A 19,056-nucleotide genomic window follows, 5' to 3' on the forward strand; every position below is an offset into this window, starting at 1 on the left:
CTCCGGCCCGCCCGGGCTGTCGATCGCCCTGCCCCACCGCTGGCGGGCCCGCGCTCAGGCTCGGCCCACCGCGCAACGACCGGAGATCCCCCGTGCCTAGAGCCCTCCTCCGCAGCCGCGCTGCGCTCGCCGCGATCGCCGCCCTCGTCCCTGCCCTCTTCAGCTGCGCCGACAGCCCCTCGCCGCCCGCCACCCCCGCCTCGCTCTCGCGCGGGCCCGGGCCTGCCGCGCCGCGCCCCCTGCCCGCCGCGCCGGTGGTCGCCGTCGCGGCGCGACGCCCCGAGGCCGCGCCGTTCCGGCTCACCGCCGCGGACGGCACCGGGCTGCGCCTCGTCGCGCTCACCGGCCGCGCGGTGATCGAGGCGCCGCTCGCGCTCGCCGAGCTCCACCTCACCTTCGAGAACCCCGAGGATCGCGTGCTCGAGGGCACCTTCAGCGTGACGCTGCCGCCCGGGGCGAGCGTCGGGCGCCTCGCCATGAAGATCGACGACCGGTGGCAGGAGGGCGAGGTCGTCGAGCGCCAGCGCGCGCGCGAGGCGTACGAGGATTTCCTCCACCGCAAGCAGGACCCTGCGCTGCTCGAGCAGGCGGCGGGCAACGAGGTGAGCGCGCGGGTCTTCCCCATCCCGGCGCGCGGCGTGAAGCACATCGTCCTGTCGTACTCCCAGGAGCTCCGCCCGGACGCGCCCTTCACCGTCCCGCTGCGCGGCCTGCCCACGGTGAGCCGCCTCGACATCGAGGCCACCGCCGCGGGCGCCGCCGCGCCCGTCCACGCGCTGCGCCGGAACGACGCCGCGCCCGAGGCCGATTTCGTTGTGGATCGCGCGCGCATCGAGGCGCGTGGCGGCCTGCGCAGCGGCGAGCTCGTGCTCGCCCGCGTGAACGCTCCGGTGGACGCGCGGCCCGATCCGCTCGCCTCCGCGGTGATCCTCGTGGACACGAGCGCCTCACGCGCGCTCGGGCTCGAGGAGCAGCTCGGCGTGCTCGCGGCCCTCGCGCGGGCGGTCGCCCAGGCAGGCGGCCCAGGCGCGCCGCTCACCGTCGCCTGCTACGACCAGGCCGTCACCCCCCTCTTCGACGGCGCGGCGTCGGCGTTCGGCGAGGTGGAGCTCGCGCGCATCCGCGAGCGGCAGGCGCTCGGCGCCTCGGATCTCGGGCGCGCGCTCCGCTGGGCAGGCGAACGCGCGCGCGCCCGCGGACAGCGGCGCGTTGTGCTGCTCTCCGACGGCATCGCCACGGCGGGCGAGGTCGCGCCGGGCGCGCTGCGCGGCGCCGCGGCGGCGCTTCGGACCGCAGGGGTCGAGCGGCTCGACGCGGTCGCGCTCGGCGGCCTCCGCGACGAGGCCGCGCTGCGGCAGCTCGTCGCGGCGGGCCTGCCCCGCGACGGCGCCGTGGTCGACGGCGCGCGTGGCGCCGCCGAGATCGAGCGGCGCCTCGGCTTGGCCACGCGCTCGGGGATCGCGGTGAACATCGAGGGCGCGCGCTGGGTCTGGCCCCGCGCCCTGAACGGCGTGCAGCCCGGCGACGAGGCGCTCGTCTACGCCGAGGTGCCGGCCGAGCTGCCCGTCCGGCTCACGGTCGACGGCCGCACCACGACGCCCGACCTCCGCGGCGTGGAGCGCCCGCTGCTCGAGCGCTCGTGGGCCCGGGCGAAGATCGACGGCCTCCTCGCCCGCGAGGGCGGAGGTGGTAACCAGGACGCGATCCGCAAGCAGATCATCGATCTCTCGATCGCGCACCGGGTGCTGAGCCCGTACACCGCGCTGCTCGTGCTGGAGACCGAGCACGACTACGCGCGCTTCGACATCGCCCGGCGAGGGCTCTCCGACATCTTGACCGTGGACGGCGGCCGCATCGCCGTGCAGCGGCGCTCGCGGCCGCAGGGTGGGAAGCCGTCGGCCCCCGCGCCGGCCACCAGCCCGGTCGCCGGCGCTTCGCCTGACAAGCACGCCGAGGTTGCCGCTGAGCAGAGCGCCGACGTTTCCCCTGGCGGGAGCGCCGCCCTGCGCCCTCCCCCCGCGCCGCCGGCGCCTCCTGCCGACGCGGACACCCGATATTCCTTCATCGAGGACGCGCTCGCGCCGTCGGGTGCCCGCGGGAGCGCCGGCGGGCTCGGGCTATCGGGCGTCGGCGAGGGCGGCGGCGGCCGCGGCGAGGGCATCGGCCTCGGCGCGATCGGCACCCTTGGCCACGGCAGCGGGGCCGCGGCCGGGGCCGCGGCTCCCGCGCCGAGCGCCATGTCGGCCACGGGCACCGGCCAGGGCTTCGGCAGCGGGCACGGCCGCCTCGCTGGCAGCCACCGAACCAGGGCGCCGCAGGTCCGCATGGGCGCCACCCAGGTGAGCGGCCGCCTCCCGCCGGAGGTGATCCAGCGCATCATCCGCCAGAACTTCGGCCGCTTCCGCCTCTGCTACGAGGGCGGGCTCCTGCGCGACGAGGGCTTGCGAGGCCGCGTCACCGTGCGCTTCACCATCGACCCGCGCGGCGCGCTCATCAACGCGCGCGACGGCGGCTCGGATCTGCCCGACAGGGCCGTGGTCTCTTGCGTGGTCCGCGCCTTCCGCGACCTCACCTTCCCCGCGCCCGAGGGCGGCAGCGTCGACGTGGTGTTCCCGATCGCGTTCTCGTGGCCCCCGAACGCCGCGCCCGCGCCGGCCGCCCCCGACGCGCCCAACGACGCCGATGCGCCCGCCGCGCCTGACGACGCCGCGCCCCCGCGATCGGAGCCGTATACCGGCCGCTTCAAGCAGGTCCACGACATCCTCGCCCGGGGCGACGCGCCGGCCGCCGTGCGCGACGCCCGGGCCTGGCACGCGGAGGCCCCCGGCGACGTGCTCGCGCTCGTCGCGCTCGGCGATGCGCTCGAGGCGGCGAGCGACACGCCGGGCGCCGCCCGCGCGTACGGCTCGCTCATCGATCTGTTCCCGGCGCGCGCGGACCTCCGCCGCTTCGCCGGCGCGCGCCTCGAGCGGCTCGCGGGCGGCGCCGGCCTCGAGCTGGCGGTCGACACGTACGAGAAGGCGCGCGAGCAGCGCCCCGACCACCCCGCGAGCCACCGCTTGCTCGCGTTCGCCCGCCTCAAGCGGGGCGAGCACGCCGCCGCCTTCGACGCGCTCGCGGCGGGCATCGCGCGCCGCTACCCGCCGGGGCGCTTCTCGGGCGTGGAGAGCATCCTGCGCGAGGATCTTGGCCTGGTCGCCGCGGCGTGGCTCAAGGCGGAGCCCGCGCGACGGGCGGCCATCGTGGCCCGGCTCGCGAAGGCCGGCGCCGCGCTCGAAAACGCGCCCTCGCTCCGCTTCGTGCTGAACTGGGAGACCGACGCCAACGACGTCGACTTCCACATCCGGGACGACCGCGGCGGCCATGCCTATTACGGCGACCCGACGCTGCCAGGCGGCGGGCGCCTCTACGCCGACGTGACCACCGGCTACGGGCCCGAGTGCTTCACCATCCGCGCGCCCCGGGAGCAACGGGCCAGCCAATACACCCTGCAGGCGCACTACTACGCGCGCGGCCCGATGGGCTACGGCATGGGCAAGCTGCAGATCGTCGACCACGACGGCAAGGGCGGTCTGACCTTCGACGAGCGCCCCTTCGTGGTCATGACCGACGGAGCGTTCGTCGAGCTCGGCGCCGTCACGCGCTGACGCGCAGCTAGACCCTCTCCCAGCGCCCGCTCTCGACGGAACGGAAGAGCGCGTCGATGACCCGCATGTTGCCCACCGCGACCTCGATCGAATTCTCGACCGGGCTGCCCGTGCGGATGGCGCGCGAGAACGCCTCGCTCTGCAGGTGGTACTGGTCGACGGCGGGGAACGAGGTGACCCTGGCCGAGCTGCCGTTCAGCGTCGAGCCGTCATCGAGGAAGATCTTGCACGGCTGGTCGGCGGGGGCGTTGAACGGAATCTCCATCTCGATGCGGCCCTTGGTACCGAGCGCGTTCACGCGCTGGTAGGCCACCGCCTGCGTGCTGCACGTGAACGTCAGGTGCGCGCCGCCGTAGTCGAGCAGGCCCGAGGTCAAGCGATCGGTGCCGAACTCGTGATCGCGCTCGACGAGCGCGATCACCCGGACGGGCTCTCGTCCGAACAGGAAGCGCGACGTGTTCACCGCGTAGCAGCCGATGTCGTAGAGCGCGCCGCCACCGACTTCCTTCTTGTTGCGGATGTTGGTGGCGTCGCGGTTGAAATACGAGAACGCCGTCTGGACGCTGACAAGGTCGCCGATCTGGCCGCCTCGCACCCAGTCCCTGGCCTGCTGCCACTGCGGGTGGTTGCGGATCATGAACGCTTCGGCGATCAGCTTGCCCGTCTCGCGCTGGACGTCGACCAGCGCCTCGGCGTCCTTGGCGCTGAGCGCGATCGGCTTCTCGCACAGGACGTGCTTGCCGGCGCGGGCCGCGCGCGCCGTCCACGTCACGTGCAGGTGGTTGGGCAGCGGGTTGTAGACGGCATCGATCTCCGGATCCTCGAGCAGCTCATCGTAGCTGCCGTACGCCTTCGGGATCCCGAGCGACCGCGCGGCGTCGCGCGCCTTGCCGGTGTCACGCGACGCCAGCGCGGTGAGCTGGGTGAGGGGCCCCCGCTTCATGCCGGGCAAGCTGACCGTCAACGCGAAGGTGCTCGCCCCGAGGACGCCCCAGCGCACGGGAGTGGGGGATTGATTGGGCTTCGGACCTTGGGCAGCTGTGGACATGGGCACCTCGCTGCTCGCGAAACTAACGGCCGACGGCGCGCCTGTAAACGCTCGACTTGATGGCGGCCTCATGTATGCGCTCGACGCCATCGCGGCCTGCGTCATCGGAGGCGTCTCGACGCCAGGCGGCATCGGGACCGCCGGCGGCCTCCTTACACCGAGTGCTCCTCTCCGACGTCCTCAACAACAGCCCTGGCCTCCTCGAGGTGGCCGCTGCTGGCAGCGGTTCATCAAAGGCATCCTCCTCCTCGCGGCCGTCTCCGTCGAACTCCCCGAGTACCGGTGGAACCGCCGAGGCGTCGCCGCGCGGAGCGCCCTCGATACCGCTCGCCGCCAATGACATACCCGCGATTGACCAAGGGCGGAACAGCGCACGCCATCGAAGTCCAACTCACGCTCCAGACATCTGTCCGTCGGACGTCACGCCACGACTTCGACCCGCTCGCTCGACACCCTCAGTAAACTCTGCCATTATTACCAGAATTGCAGCCTTTCAGCGGGGGACTGATATGGCTCGAAATACCATGGTAGGTCTGATACCGCTCATCGTTCTGGCCGGAACCGGATGCGGCGAGGACGGAGAGTGGCTGGAAGAGCCCTTGGGCGAAGCGCAGAGCGCGCTGGAGGCCGGCAATGCGCTGAATCCCAACGCGCTGAACCCCAACGCGCTCAATCCCAACGCGCTGAACCCCAACACGCTGGCTGTCGGCGCCTTGAGCCTCATCGCCCTTGGCTCGCCGGCGCTGACCGCGATCCTGGACCCCGGGCCGAACGGCGCCCTCTCACGCGAGCACCTGAGGTACGCCGTCGAATGCGCTCTCGAGAGCTCGCAATCATTCCGTTTCGGCTGGATCGACGCCTCTGGCGTCTATCACGACGAGATCTACACAGGCGTGCTCGGACTCGCGAGGAACTGGGCGTGGCTCCCGCTGGAGGGTGAGGGCCAGCGCTGGGTCTCGGCGTGCCTCGCGGCGCGTACCAACTACTACAGGGTCCCTGTCGTGCTCTCTTCGCGCGGACCTACCAAGGCGATCAACAAACAAAACTCGCCGGAGCTGTCCACGTTCACGAGGGAGGAGGGTGCGTTCTGGGGCAACATCTACGGGAGCTCGCCGGCGCTCTATTCCTGTCATGTGACAGAGAACGATGCGAGCTCACGCGCCGCGCTTCGTGACTGCGCCGCCGGCCACATCGACGAGACGACTGGATCCATCCAAGCGTGCGGGGCGATCCAGCGTCTTGGCCCGTGTGATGCCTATTGCAATCCCATCGCCCCCAAGAATGGCATCTACCACCCTTCCTGTTTCACGGATCCGGCGAACCGCCTGGCCACCATGAACCTGAATCCCATCACGGTTTTCCTCGAATGAGAGGGAGGCGCCGAGTCTAGTATTCGCGGCAGTCGCCAGGCGCCTCCAGCGTGCCGAAGCTGTAGGGCCGCGCCTGCTTGACCAGCAGCCGGCGCTCCGGACCGATCAGCTTCCATTCGATCTGCATCGCGTACAGCCGGTTCTCCCCCTTCGGGTCCACCAGCGGCCGGTAATGAGCGTGGACGGCCTCGAGCACGCAGCCGAGCCGCTGGATCTCCGGGAACGACAGCACGTCGCGCCCGCGCGACAGGCTCGAGCGCGTGTGGTACTCGGCCTTGATCGTGCGAGGCGGCGGCGTGTACACGATCTCGTCGCTGCTCACGCCGGGCGCGGGGTTGGTGACCGAGGCTTCCCCGATCTGCGCGTTGATGTAGTACTGGCTGTCGCGGGTGGCGTCGAGCGCGTTGCGGCTGATCGCCACGCCCTGCGCGCGCTCCGATTGCCAGGCCTGGTGCACCAGCACGGCCATGGCCGCGCGCGCCTGCTCGACGTGGCCGAACTCGCGCTCGTCGTAAGCGCGCGTGTTCCACAGGCTCGACCAGACGGTGCGCAGCGCGTCCTCGATGGAGCTCGACTCGGCGTCCAGGTCGCCGCTCGTCGACGTGTGCAGGCCCGCGCCGTTGAAGGTCGCGAGATCCTCGGTGTTGCTGCTGCTGCGCAGGCGCACGCGATCGCCGCCGAAGCGCTGCTCGATCGCGCCCGTGACCTCGCTCAAGATCGCGGGGTCCACCGGGTGCGCCAGCATCCGCGCCCGCACCTCGGCCAGGCCCTCGGCGTGCGCGTGCGGATCGGCGCGGAACTCGGGATCCTGCTCGAGCTCGGCCAGGAGCTCCGCCGCGCCGCTCGCCTCGAAGTGATCCATGTAGTGCGAGAACGGGATCGCGAACGCGGCGGGCGGCACGTACAGCGGCAGCAGGTCGAGCGGGCAATACTGTCCCACGCCGGTCACGCGGTACAGCTCGGCCATGCCTGCCGCCTTGGAGCCGATGCTGTCGCCCATGGCGTAGCCCGCGGCGTCGAGCGGCACGATCCCGCGCACGGAGAGGTCGAGCGCCGGCGAGAGCCGCTCGCCGGCCGGCTTGCGCTTCTCCCAGTAATCGTCCGCCTCCTGCGCGGTGGCCTCGCGGATGTCGAAGTCCGACGCGCGCACCTCGAGCCGCACCAGCTTGCCGAACAGGGCCTTGAGGCGCTCGTCGTCGCGCGCGCCGCGCAGGGCCATGTTCGGCGTGCCCCGGCCGCGCGCCAGCACGTTGACGTGCGCGAGCGGCGTCTGGAAGGCCTCGGTGATGAGGCCGCCCATGAACGCGGTCTCGTTCGGCACATCGTCGGTCACAACGATCACGTTCGGCCCGAGCTCGGCCGTCTCCAGATCGCGCGCCGGGACGAACGTCAGCGTGCCAAAACCCTCGGCCGGGTTGAGCGACTGGTACGTGAGCCCCTTGTACGGCGCGTTCGGCCCCACGATGGGCGCGGTCCCTTCGATCGCCCGCAGCTCGATGATCTGGCGCCCTTCGGTGGGCCGAATCGCCCACGCCTCCGGGTCGGGCACCGCCTTCATCGCCGCGAAGAACGCGCGCCGCATCTGCTCGCCGATGATCTGGTCGCCGGGCGAGAACTCGACGGTCTTGGCTCCGTTGGTGTGCTCGACCAGGGTGCCGAGGAGGTAGCGACGGCCCTCGGCCCGGAAGTACTCGGTCTGGCTGAACAACCCCCAACCGACGTTGAACTCCGCGGCTTGCTCGGGGTCGCAGCGATCGAGGTGGGGCTCCTTCCGGATCTGCTCGCGGACAAAGGTGTAGTGGAGCGCCCACTGGCGCGTGCTCAGGAGGTGCACCGTGTCGTTCGCCGCCATGTCGACGACGAACTTGACGCCGAGCTCGCCGACCGCGGTGCCGCCCTCGGCCAGCTCGGCGAAGTCTGCGGCCGTCTCCAGCCGGTGCGCGCGCCCGCTCGCGAGCTCACGCCCCGGGAGCTCGGCGCAGCCCTCGTTCGCGGCGCCGGGGCTCGCCGCGCCGCAGAAGCGCGGCGCCCCGGTGGCGTCGGGCACGCGGGCCAGCGACGCGCCCTCGGGCCAGGCCATGAAGTCGATGCGATCGCTCGGCTCCGGGCTGTCCTCGCGCCACAGCGTCGCCATGCCCTCGAACTCGGGCGAGGCCTCGAGCTCGGCCGTCTCGCTCGCGCTCACGGGGACGCTCACCCGCTCCCCGGGCGCAAGCGTGGCGGACGGCTCGGGCCACGCGAGCAGCACGCCCGCACCGGCGCCGGGCGGCGCTTGCCCCGGAGAGAGCGCCGCGAGGCGCAGCGCGAAGCCGTCGAGCGCAACGGGCGCGCCGCTCGCGTTCAGCACCTCGACGAACCCCGCGGGCCGCAGCGACAGCTCGGAGATGACCAGCGGCCCGGCGATGGCCGGGAACGGCTCGGGCCACTGGAAAGGCGCGAAGCGGATGCTGTCGTCGAGGTTCGGCGGATCCGGCGGACCGCAGGTCTCGCCGTTCTCTCGCTCGGGCGTGGCATACCGGCAGATCGACAGCTCGCCCGTGCCGTCGGGCAAGCGCGCGTAGCTCTCGGACCGCGGCAGCTCCGGCACATTCACCAGGTCGGCGAGCTGGCACGACGCCGACCACAGCGCCACACGCGCGCCCGAATTCGAGAGCTTGAACGGCAGGTGCAGCGGGCCCTGCTCCGGCGTGTCGTCGGCCCAGAACAGCACCGTTCGCCCCGGCCCGAGCGTCATCCTCGGCAGCGACGTCGCCTTGCCGGACTTGTCGCTCAGCGAGTACTCCCCGAGATCGAGCGCGCGCTGGCCGATGTTCATCAGCTCGATGAAATCGTCCGTCTCGCCGACCTCGTCGACCCAGGCGCCGTCGTTGCCGGTCATCACCTCGTTGATGCGAAGATCGCCGCTCAGCGCAGGCGCGGCGGCCACAGGAAGCTCGAAGTCGCACACCTCCGGCTTCGGTGGGTGCTCCTCCGTCGGGAGCTGGGTCTCGCCCGAGCAGCCGACGCCAAGGGCGAGCGACAAGAGGGCCGCACCCACGCGCGGCTGGGACAAAGGATGAACGTGCTGATTGCTGGATGAGCGCTCTGTCATGTGTGCTCCCGTCGTGCCTGCTCCGTCATGCCCGCCCCATCCTGCTCGCGCGGTCCGCATGGAGCACGCAGCGTGCCGCACGCACCGGCGCCTGGCCCAGCGCAGAAAACGCAGGGAACCAAGCGGTCTGGCCGCACGGCGCGGCTCGCCGTGAGCCGGGCTGTGCCAGCGCTGCGCCGTCATCGCCAGGGGGCCGCGCCGGCTCACACGGTCAACTGCCCATTCAGCCGGCGCGCGACTTGGATGCTGGCTTGAGCTCATGTAGCATCGCGCGCATGCGTGAAAGCGTGCATGGCCGATATGCATGGATCGCTCTCCTCACCTGCGCCCTGGCTGCCTGTTCGGAGTCGCCGGCCCACGAGGGCGGCGCGGGCGGCGGTGGCGCGGGTCCAGCCGGCAGCGGCGGCTCCGGCGGCGCCGCGGAGGCCAGCTCGAGCGCGGCCGAGGGCGCGACCTCCAGCGCCGCGACGGGCGCCGGGGCCGGCGGCGGCAGCGGCGGAGGAGAGCCCGAGGGCGGGTGCGGGAGCGTCTCGGAGGTGCCGCCCGAGCTGGGATTCGACCCTTTCTACAAGAAGCACGTCGACGCCGCGGGGATTCCCGTCATCAGCTCCGAGAAGGTGCCTGACGCGGCGCTGCTGCGCGCGTGCTCGGTCGTCGTCCGCATGCTCGGCCACCGCGACGACGTGCGTCAGGCGATGATCGAGAACCACACGCGCGTCGCCGTGATGGCGGAGACGGAGGTGACAACCGACATCCCCGAGCACAGCGACCTGTACGAGGCGTTCCCGGGGACGGACTGGGACACGCGGGCCCGCGGCCTCGGCGCGACCCCCGCCCGGCCCGCGAGCTCCTGCGCCGAGGAGAACGTCCTGTGTTATCCGAGCGATCCCTACCTCGGCGAGGACATCCTGGTGCACGAGTTCTCGCACGCCATCGCGATCATGGGCATCGCCTTCGTCGAGCCGACGTTCAACGGGGAGCTCGAGGACGTCTTCGATGCCGCGCTCCAGGCCGGGAAATGGGAGAACACCTACGCGGCGACGAACAAGGACGAATACTGGGCCGAGGGGGTCCAGTCCTGGTTCGACGCCAACACCGAGGCGATCCCCACGAACGGGATCCACAACGAGATCGACACCCGGGCCGAGCTGCGCGACTACGATCGCCCGCTCCACGATCTCATCGCCAGGTACTTCGCCGACGACGCGTGGCGGCCGAGCTGCCCCTAGCTCCGCTCGCCAGGAGTCCTGGCCATGGATCCGGAGAGAGAGAGTTCAACGCAAAGGCGCAAAGACGCAACGGCGCAAAAAGGAGATTGACTTTCGGATCGCGCTTGGATTTTCTAGCCCCATAGCCGGGCGACACTGTCTCGACCCAGGGGAGGCGACGTCTTGCCGTACCGCGACAAGCTGGATGCTGCTTCGGGCACGGGGAAGCTGATCACGGTCCGCCGCTACCTCGATCCGGTCGCGGCCCAGATGGACCGCACGCTGCTCTCGGCCAACGGCATCGAGTCCCACGTGTTCGAGGCGGCGAGCTACAACCCGTTGCTGAGCGGCGCCGCCGGCGGCACGCAGCTGCAGGTGCGCGAGGGCGATCTCCGGCGCGTGGAGGGGCTCCTCGAGGTCCATCCCGGGGAGGCGGCCAGCAACGACGACGAGGAGATTGCCGGGGTCCGCTGCCCGCGCTGCGAGCTCGCCTACTGCTTCCACGAGCGCCTGCGCCTCGAGGGCTCGAGCGCCGCCACCGCGCTCGCGATCCTCGCCACGCCGCTCCTGCTGTTCCTGCCGAGGCGCTGGCACTGCCACAAGTGCGGCCATGTCTGGGACGATCCGAAGGAGGGGCCCGCCGCGATGACGAAGCTCGAGGAGGGCGATCCGCGGCCGGTCTTCCGCCTGCGGCGCGCGCACTCGGGCATGGGCCTGTTCCTCGGCCTGCTCGCGGGCTTCTGCGGGGCGATCCTGGTCCCGGCCGCCCTGCCGCGCGGCGCCGGTGGGTTGCTCGCCGCCACCTTGCTCTTCGGGGCGCCCTTGATCGGCTGGGCCGTCGGCTACTTGTGGCAGTACGATCTCTGCTCCGAGCCGGGCTGCCGCACGGCGCTGACGTCCGATCGGAGCGCGTGCCCGCGCTGCAGCGGCGCCATCGCCGGCGTCGTTCGGTCGGCTGACGAGCACTACGCGGCGGCCGCGGATTTCCGGCGCGAGCTCAGCGCGCTGCGGGCGGCGGACCAGGCGCGCGAGGGTGAGAAGAAGAGAAGGAAGAAGCGGCCAGCCGGCGCTGCGGGTTGAGGGCGAATGGCCGTAGCTGCCGAACACGCTGATCGCTGGGAACGGCGATCCTGCGTTGTGCGCGTTCGAGGAGCGCCCGGGGAGCGCTGCCTGGTTGTGCACCACCGATCCAACGAGTGCATTCGGCTGTGCAAGATTGTCTGCACCGCGCTGCGAGATTCTGTTCGTCGCTCTCAATTGCAATAGGCGCGAGGATTGGCTCCTGCGTCGGCTCCGACGATCCTGTCGAACCACAACCACACGCCTTCCACTTCCGGTAAGATTCCCTGGGGACTGTTGTAAGTAACGGTGTTTACAGCGCAACCATCGCAGAGTCGGTAGTAGAGTGTCGAGCTGCATTCGGAGCTCACGGCTGGGCCATGCGGCAGGGATGCGACGGGGAAACCGACAAGTCGCAGGAACAGGTCGTCGGTAGTGTCGATGGTCAACGAATAGGTCTCCGTCGAGCCGGGCGGCGGGGTCTCGGGCGAGAAGTCAGCAACATTGGCCCATGTAGCGGCCCAGCCGGCGCCGCTTACCACCATGGCCGGCCCGGTGCCCGCGCTGCCGCTGGGCGCGTGCCAGGCAAGGTACGCCGAAGGGTAGCTCCGGATGCCGTTACCAGGGCAGACACCCTCCGATGCCTTGAGCATGCCGAGCGCCTGGCGCCAGCAATCATTGATGTAGGTTCCGTTTTCACAACCGCAGACCGGCAGCTCGTCCTCCCCGCAATTCACGGTTGGGCCAGTGGGCGCGCAGACCCCGGTTGCATCGGGGATCTTGCCGCAGTTCGACGACAGGTCACAGAACTGTCCCTTCGGGCATGGAATGCTGGTTGGGCCACCGCAACCAGCCGCCGCGCCAGGATCGCCATAGGCTCCAGTCGTTCCACCGCTGGTCGTCGTGGCGCCATCACCGATTGTGGCGCCAGCGCCGCCCGTCGCGGCGGGGCCGCTGCCGTCCATCGTCCCACTGCTGTCTGTGGTGTCGCTGGCCGCCTGCTCACCGCCGCTGCCTGCGCCGGCGCCACTTCCGGGCAAGTACACGGTGTTCGAACAGCCCGACACCGCCATCAACACCGCGAACCCCAAAGGTACGTTCGACATCTGACGTCGTCCTTTCTGAGCGCCGAGAGTAGCCTCACGGCGTCCTGGCCCGAGGACGTCGACCGCCGCCAGCCACCCGACCGCCGCCTCGGGAACGAGCGAGCCTAGCAGGGTTTCCGCGCCTCGAGCCATCTCTCTGGCTACCTCGCGTATCCGCCGCAAGACCGCTCTGCTCTTTCGAGCTCACACGCCTGGTTCCTATCACTCCTGCGGTAAACTTCGTCTGCGGAGCTGCGCACCGCTTCGCGGCCGCAGAGCGATCATGTCGAGCGTTAGATCCGGCTTCGTCTCGAGCACCTGTTCGGACGGACGAGATCATCCCCGGCGTCTCGGTCTTCACGGCTGCGGCTGCGGCGCATGGGCGCGAGCTCACGCTGCCCGAGCGCTCGCAGACCGTGATCCTGACCGGCGCCGAGGGGCGTGCACCGTGGCTGTACTGTGGAACGGCCACGACGAGGTGATTGACTTTCGGATCGCGTTTGGATTTCCTGACCCCTCTTGAAGGCCTTAGCCGCTTGGAGGAGGTCGCCCGCATGCCTGACAGCGCTCTCACCGCCGTAGTGGATGACAAGATCTGGACCCTGGACCGCCCCGTGTGGTTCAGCGGGGTACGGATGCGCGCCCGCACCACGGTCGTACGCCTCGACGACGGCAGTTTACTCCTGCACACGCCGGCCCCTCCCACCGATGCGTTGGCAGAGCAGCTACGAGCCCTGGGCCCGGTGCGCTGGCTGGTGGTACCCAACTGCTGGCATCATCTTGGGACACCCGCGGCGGCGGCTTATTTCCCTGAGGCGCAGGTGGTGGGACCGACGTCGGCGCTCAACAGGAACAAGGCCTTGAAGCTCCACGTGGATATCCACGGCGCCCAACTCGGCGAGCAGATTCCCGAGTTTGAGGCCTTGCCACTTCAGGGCGTGCCCTTCTGGGACGAGACAGTGCTCTACCATCGGCCAACACAAACCCTGCTGGGCGCGGACATTGTCCTTTGCGCTGGCGCCGAGGACCACTGGACCTTGCGTTGTGCCGCGCGCATCACCGGCTTCTACAAGCGGGTGCGCGTACCTCCCGACGCCAGAAAGAAGATTCTGGATAAGACCGCGGCAGCGCGCTCCATCCACACCATGCTGGAGCGACCGGCTCAACGTCTCATCGTAGGGCATGCCGAGGTCATCGACGAAGGTTGGCGCGAAAGCCTCGCGCAAGCCTGGCGACTCGAGGGCGTGGCGGTGTAAGTTGACAGCGCCGCTTCCAGGCGGCCCTCGCCGAGCACCAGCCCTGTCGATCGGGCGCCCGCCATCAGGCGCATGGTGCATCGGGAACGACTTCATTTTGCATCGACGCTCCGAGGCGCGCGCGGGGGCGGCGGCCGAGGTGGAGGCGGACGGGGAAGCTGTCGACCTCCGCGCGTGACGCGGGCGCTCCGCTGCGCGAGGTCGTCCACCGCGGTAAACATCGGGGATCACGCGTCCGGTCGCCGGCCGTCGCCGATGTAGAGCGGCTCGTCGTCGGGCCGAAGCTCGATCGGCCGCGGCGACGCGCGGCGGCCGTCCCGCTCGTCGTTCGTGTCGAGCCCGATCGAGAGGGCGGCGGTGCCCGCGACGAGCACGGGCTGCCCCACCTCGATGACCGTCTCCCGATAGCGAACCGTGCCGTGAAAGCCGGCGAAGAACGACGCGCGCTCGTGGCCGTAGCGCTTGCGAAAGGTGTCGAGGTGGTCGGCGGCGTCCGGGGGCGGTTCGGCGTCCGCGAGGTCGAAACGCACGTGGCCGCTCGGGCGGACGAGCGCCTGGCCCGTGCCGTCGTCGAGGGCGAAGTCGGGGGCCCATTCGTCGTCGTCGTCGACGACCCAAACGAAGCCCATGCTGTTGGGGCCGAAGCCGCCCTTGCGCTCCTGCCGCCAGCGCACGACCCGGAAGGCGACGCACGGGCGCCCGCTGAAGGGCGAAACGAGCGGCTCGCCGACGGGCACCGCTCGGCCCCTCGCGGCGGTAAAGCGGGCTGGCCGCAGCTGCGCGAGCGATTCGACGCACGCGCGGCGCAGGCGCTCTCGCTCGGCGCGCCCCAGCGCCCATCGAAGCCCGGCCCCGCCGAGGCCGAGCGCCAGCGCGACGCCCAGCGCGGAGAGGAGCAGGGCTTCCACGAAGGCATGATCGCTCAGAGGGCCTCGCCTGGCCAGGGCGAGAACCTTCCGCGGCCCGGCCCTCCTTGAAAAACAACGCAGGCGCCTCCTGGCCGAGCGGGACACGCGCTCCGCCTGAAGGTGCTTGATTCGACTCCGAGGGCGAACCTCTCGACCCGCGATCTTCAACCGCGTGGACAGGGGCGGCCGCCCGAGGCAGCGGAGCAACGACGGAAGGCCACCGAGGCGCCGGCTCATCCCGAGGCGGGTCACCATCTCGCCGACGAGCGCCGTGGCGCGCCCGAAATCATCGCGCGCGCCGCTCGACACCTACCCCAGCGCGATTTCTTCCGCCGCCCTGCCGCCGAGCATCACGCGACGCGCGACTCGATCTCCTGCTCGGTGACCAGCTGCCGCTCGTCGCAGGGAACCTGGTCCCTTACAGCGGTTTCCGCCCACCTCTGCCCCATGCAGAGCGGCGGTCTCCCGCACAGGAGACGGGCCCAGATCGGCGTTTTCGGCGCGCAAGCGCACTCCAGTGCGCTGAGCACCGAAAACGTCGAGGTGGGCCCGTATCCGAAGCGGGTGACCGTCGCTCTAGGTGGGCCCGTATCCGAAGCGGGTGACCGCCGCTCAGAGGCGGAACGCCTTGGGGGAGCCTGAGAGCTCCGCGTTGAGGTCGCCGGTGGCGTCGAGGCCATACGCGTGCAGCCGGTACTCGGTCCCGTTGCGCCACGCGTCCGGAATCCGGAGCGAGAACCCGTGATGCCCCGCCATGTTGAGGTGGGTGTTCACGTCCAGCCGCGGCAGGTCCGCGCCTGTGCCGCCGACGAACCGGATGCCGTCGATGCCCGGTCCGCTCGCGTAGAAGTGCACCGCCACGCTGGCCGGCGTGTCGGGGTCGGCCGCCCACCCCGAGGCCACCCCGGTCGTCGGATCGATGCTGTCAAGCCAGCCGACAGGGGTCCGCCGCAGCCTCCCCGCGTTGACCCGCTGCGCATAGGCCGAGTCCCCTTCCCCGTAATACGCCGCGGCCCTGTCGCCCGGGACGGGGTTGCCGTCGCGGTCGAGCTTCAGGTGGAAATAGCAGAATCCCCAGACGTTCCAGGGAAGGACAAGGCTGCTCTCGCCATAGTGCATGACCCCCGCCATGCGCTCGCCCTTCCGCGCCCTCGTCTCATCGGTGTGCAGGCCCACCTCGGTCATGATCCACGATTTCGTGGGCGCGTAGCGGCCGTAGAGATCGAGCACCAACGGGAGATCTTGGCCCTGATACCAGGTCTCGCCTGGCCCGTTGTACGCGTGCACGGCGACGTAGTCCGCGTTGTGAAGCGGGCTGTCTGTGCCTTGCGCGTAGATCTGCAAGAACCACTCGATATCGAGGGTGGTGCGCGGGGCGAGCGAGCAGGTGACGATCTTGGCCCAGGGGAACCGCTGCCGGCAACGGGCGATGGCCTCCGCGAGATAGTACCGGTTCTCCCAGATGTAGCTCTCCTTCCACGCGCGGCTCCGGCTGGCCCAGAACGCCCCTGTGCCGTCCGGATCGTTCACCGTGTTGGGCTCGTTGCCCAGCTCGATGATGAGATCCCTCTTCTTCTCCTTCGCCGCGTACCAGGGGGCGATCTCCTCCTCGACCTTGTTCGGATCGACATGGTACCTGTCGCCGGTGGTCGTCCGGACGAGGGTGATGGGCGTCAGCGAGCAGAGCTCCGAGATGGTCGCCGGGTCGGTGATCGAGCGGTCGTGCAGCCCCCACCCGGTGACCACCTTCAGCATCTGATAGCCGCCGCGGCGGATGGCGTCCTTGAGGTGGGCCATCGTCGCCTCCGTGAGCGTGAGGCCGGAGACGCGCGGCGTGAACGCCACCTGCGCTCCGGCTTCACGCTCGATCCCGGTCACGACCCCCGCCACGCCGGCGGCTGTCGCCGAGATGAAGGCGCGGCGCGACAGCGCGATGAAGCTCCCCTTATCGATCCTACGCATGACAACCCTCTCCAATCGTGTTGGTTCAAGACGACCGCGCGCATCCCTCGGCAGCTGCTGGCCGAAAGCAGCCAGCGGATGGCTCGCGCGTCTCACCCGCGACCGATGCACGCGTCAGACCAGGGAGGAAATTGCGCTCCGCTGGCCGCACAGGCGCGCCCTCGAGCCCGGGCGCCGGCCTCGGGCTGTAGGCGTGGACCAACACCTGTTGGCGTGCGCCTACGATCGCCTCCGCGGCTGCGCCGCGGCAGAGATCGCGCCGGTCACAGCGAGCTCCCGGGCAAGGCCGCAGCGCCTCCAGGGCTTCGCTACGCGGGCGGATAGAAGACGTCGAGCGTCGGAAAAGCCGGTTCGGCGCGGATGCAGTCCCAGAGGTAGACCGCGAACCCCAGATCGCCTGTCCAGAGCGAGTAGCGCAGCTGTCCGTACCGGCGCGCGTCCTCCTGCGTCTGCAGGATGCCGTGCATCGCGAAGGCGCGCGCGCGATCCAGCCAGAGCGCGTCGCCCGTGCGCTCGTGGAGCTTGAGGAAGGCGTAGCCGTTTCCGCCCGTGCCATGGCAAAGGTTCGAGCCTTTGCAAAGAGGCCCGGCCGCCCACGTCGCCTCGCCCGCGGCCCAGAGGAGCTCGTCGAGCGTGGGGCTGGGGAGTTCGGCAAGACATATGACGAAGCCAGGCGCGCCGTGGCAGAACTGCATCAGCCGGGGGTACGGGGCATCGCCTTGCAAAGCCAGCTGCGCTGGCCAGCTGGCCATCTTGCCTTCTCGCGTGGCTGTCCGCGCGATCGTGGTGGCGATGACCTGCTCCCAGGCTGCCCAGTCGCCGGCGTCCAGCAGGTGCCGGCCATGGAGGAGCGCACGCGCGGTCGCGACAAACCCGTGGACGGCGTCGAGATAGGTGCTCCGGCGGCCGTAGAGGTCTTGCGACCAGTAATGGCAGCCGTGCTCGTCGGACCACTGAAGCTGCGACCAGAGGCGCGCGGCGGTGCGGCGAAAGAGATCGGCCCAGCGCGCGTCGCCGAAGCGCTCATGCAGGAACGACGCCGCCAGCATGGTTCCGGGCGCCCCCCACATCAGCTCGCGCGCCGGGTGATCGAGGTTGCCCTCGATGAGCGCCGCGAGCCGATCGGCTCGCTCCTCGGTGGGCCCCTCGCCCTGCGCCATGAGGAGGATGGGCGTGTCCCCCATCATGAACGCGGCGCTCTCATCACCCGGCATCGAGGCCAGCCATGCGCGGTTGCGTGGCACGAGCGCGTCGAGCTGCTCCGTGGTGCGCCTCGCGCCCGGCGCCGCCCCCACCGCATGCAGGTAGCGCAGCGCCCAGAGGACGCCTGCAGCGCCGTGGTAGAGCGGCAGCGCCGGCTGGCTCGGGTCGTCGCCGGGCTCGACGTCCTTCGGGTGCAGCGGCCAGTACGCGTCTTCCGAGAAGCGCCCCTCGGTGTCGCGAACGATGCCCTCGATGGCGTCGCGCGCGACGTCCTCGTCCCATGCGACGGATGTCAATGCCTCGTGGCGCTCGGGTTCGTGCAGCATGGGGTGCCTTTACCTGCTCTGCGAGCGTCGCGCTCGACCGTGCGCCGCTACGCCGCCAGCGCCTCGGTCAGCGCCCAGAGCCGCTCCTGCGCGACCTCGTCGAGCGCCGCCTCAGCCGCCGGCTTGATACGGCTCTTCTCGAAGTACTCGCCCGTCACCCCGGCCAGCTCCGGCGCCGTGGCCACGTGCAGCGAGCACTCGGCGCCCTGCTCGGGCGTGAGCAGGAACAGGTTGAAGAGCTTCACAAGGAGCTTCGGATAATCGCGCATCAGGTCCGTCCCGACCACGCCCGGATGGACGGCGTTGACCGTGACGCCGGTGCCCTCGAGCCGCCGGGCCAGCGCCTTGGTGAAGAGCACGTTCGCGAGCTTCGACTGGGTGTATGCCGCGGTCGTGCCGTACTTCCGCCGCTCGAACTGCAGATCTTCCCAGTCCATCCGGCCGCGGTAGTGCAGCTTCGAGGACAGGACAACGATCCGCGACGGCGCGCTCTTCTTCAGGAGCGGGAGGAGGTCCTGCGTGAGCAGCCACGTCCCCACGTGGTTCACCCCGAACGTCGCCTCGATCCCGTCCCCGGTCGTGCCGCGCGAGCTCTGCCACACCCCGGCGTTGTTCACAAGGACGTCCAGGCGCTCGTGCGCCGCGCGGAACCGCTCGCCGAAGGCGCGGATGCTCGCCTTGCTCCCGAGATCCAGCGCGATCACCTCCACGTCCTTGCGGCCGGTGGAGCGAGCGATGTCGTCGCGCGCCGCCTCCCCTCTGCCCGTGTCGCGGCACGCCAGCACCACCTTCGCGCCGCGCTGTGCGAGGCCGCGGGCCGTCTCCTTGCCAATGCCTGTGTTGCCGCCGGTGACGATGCAGACCTTCCCGTTCATGCAGCTCCTCTCTCAGGT

Annotated in this window: 13 protein-coding genes and 1 pseudogene; 6 read left to right on the top strand and 8 right to left on the bottom strand. The window is 70.6% G+C overall.

The features are described from left to right. The first annotated feature begins 92 nt into the window (after positions 1–92). Positions 93–3,647: an AgmX/PglI C-terminal domain-containing protein gene (locus WME79_RS30060; RefSeq protein ID WP_437521825.1), complete on the top strand. Its 3,555-nt coding sequence runs from the start codon at positions 93–95 to the stop codon at positions 3,645–3,647. A 7-nt stretch (positions 3,648–3,654) separates the two neighbouring features. Here WME79_RS30060 and WME79_RS30065 read toward each other — a convergent pair whose 3' ends face one another. After that, on the bottom strand, positions 3,655–4,695 hold the full coding sequence (locus WME79_RS30065; RefSeq protein ID WP_437521827.1) for a Gfo/Idh/MocA family protein: 1,041 nt from the start codon (positions 4,693–4,695) through the stop codon (positions 3,655–3,657). 22 nt (positions 4,696–4,717) lie between these two features. Continuing rightward, positions 4,718–5,038 (bottom strand): hypothetical protein, encoded by a 321-nt coding sequence (locus WME79_RS30070; RefSeq protein WP_437521829.1) that lies wholly within the window; start codon positions 5,036–5,038, stop codon positions 4,718–4,720. Positions 5,039–5,219: 181 nt separating this feature from the next. Between WME79_RS30070 and WME79_RS30075 the strand changes: the two genes are divergently transcribed. Continuing rightward, on the top strand, positions 5,220–6,065 hold the full coding sequence (locus tag WME79_RS30075; protein WP_437521831.1) for a hypothetical protein: 846 nt from the start codon (positions 5,220–5,222) through the stop codon (positions 6,063–6,065). A gap of 16 nt (positions 6,066–6,081) precedes the next feature. On the opposite strand, the gene WME79_RS30080 is transcribed toward WME79_RS30075, so the two are convergent. After that, on the bottom strand, positions 6,082–9,087 hold the full coding sequence (locus WME79_RS30080; RefSeq protein WP_437521833.1) for a PEP/pyruvate-binding domain-containing protein: 3,006 nt from the start codon (positions 9,085–9,087) through the stop codon (positions 6,082–6,084). Between the two features lie 344 nt (positions 9,088–9,431). On the opposite strand from WME79_RS30080, the gene WME79_RS30085 reads away from it, so the two are divergent. Together WME79_RS30085 and WME79_RS30090 are read left to right on the top strand one after the other, a co-directional pair. After that, positions 9,432–10,385 (top strand): hypothetical protein, encoded by a 954-nt coding sequence (locus tag WME79_RS30085; protein WP_437521835.1) that lies wholly within the window; start codon positions 9,432–9,434, stop codon positions 10,383–10,385. 162 nt (positions 10,386–10,547) lie between these two features. Continuing rightward, the gene (locus tag WME79_RS30090; protein ID WP_437521837.1) at positions 10,548–11,444 is read left to right on the top strand and encodes a hypothetical protein; all 897 of its coding nucleotides are present in this window, start codon (positions 10,548–10,550) and stop codon (positions 11,442–11,444) included. A gap of 173 nt (positions 11,445–11,617) precedes the next feature. On the opposite strand, the gene WME79_RS30095 is transcribed toward WME79_RS30090, so the two are convergent. After that, the gene (locus WME79_RS30095; protein WP_437521839.1) at positions 11,618–12,529 is read right to left on the bottom strand and encodes a hypothetical protein; all 912 of its coding nucleotides are present in this window, start codon (positions 12,527–12,529) and stop codon (positions 11,618–11,620) included. A gap of 311 nt (positions 12,530–12,840) precedes the next feature. On the opposite strand from WME79_RS30095, the pseudogene WME79_RS30100 reads away from it, so the two are divergent. Continuing rightward, a pseudogene (locus tag WME79_RS30100) lies at positions 12,841–12,957 on the top strand (SAM-dependent methyltransferase); the annotation flags it as partial. Between the two features lie 105 nt (positions 12,958–13,062). Continuing rightward, complete coding sequence (locus WME79_RS30105; RefSeq protein ID WP_437521841.1) at positions 13,063–13,764, top strand: DUF4336 domain-containing protein; 702 nt, start codon at positions 13,063–13,065, stop codon at positions 13,762–13,764. A 227-nt stretch (positions 13,765–13,991) separates the two neighbouring features. On the opposite strand, the gene WME79_RS30110 is transcribed toward WME79_RS30105, so the two are convergent. From WME79_RS30110 to WME79_RS30125, 4 genes are all read right to left on the bottom strand, one after another. Further along, positions 13,992–14,672 carry a hypothetical protein gene (locus tag WME79_RS30110; protein WP_437521843.1) on the bottom strand — a complete coding sequence of 227 codons (681 nt, stop codon included), beginning with the start codon at positions 14,670–14,672 and terminating at the stop codon, positions 13,992–13,994. Positions 14,673–15,284: 612 nt separating this feature from the next. After that, positions 15,285–16,634, bottom strand: a complete 1,350-nt coding sequence (locus WME79_RS30115; RefSeq protein WP_437521844.1) for a hypothetical protein — start codon at positions 16,632–16,634, stop codon at positions 15,285–15,287. Between the two features lie 308 nt (positions 16,635–16,942). Beyond that, positions 16,943–18,163, bottom strand: coding sequence for a lanthionine synthetase C family protein (locus WME79_RS30120; protein ID WP_437521846.1), 1,221 nt, complete (start codon positions 18,161–18,163; stop codon positions 16,943–16,945). Positions 18,164–18,210: 47 nt separating this feature from the next. Continuing rightward, positions 18,211–19,038, bottom strand: coding sequence for an SDR family oxidoreductase (locus WME79_RS30125; protein WP_437521848.1), 828 nt, complete (start codon positions 19,036–19,038; stop codon positions 18,211–18,213). Between the last annotated feature and the right edge of the window lie 18 nt (positions 19,039–19,056).

The sequence above is a fragment of the Sorangium sp. So ce726 genome (assembly GCF_051521405.1).
Lineage (GTDB): Bacteria > Myxococcota_A > Polyangia > Polyangiales > Polyangiaceae > Sorangium.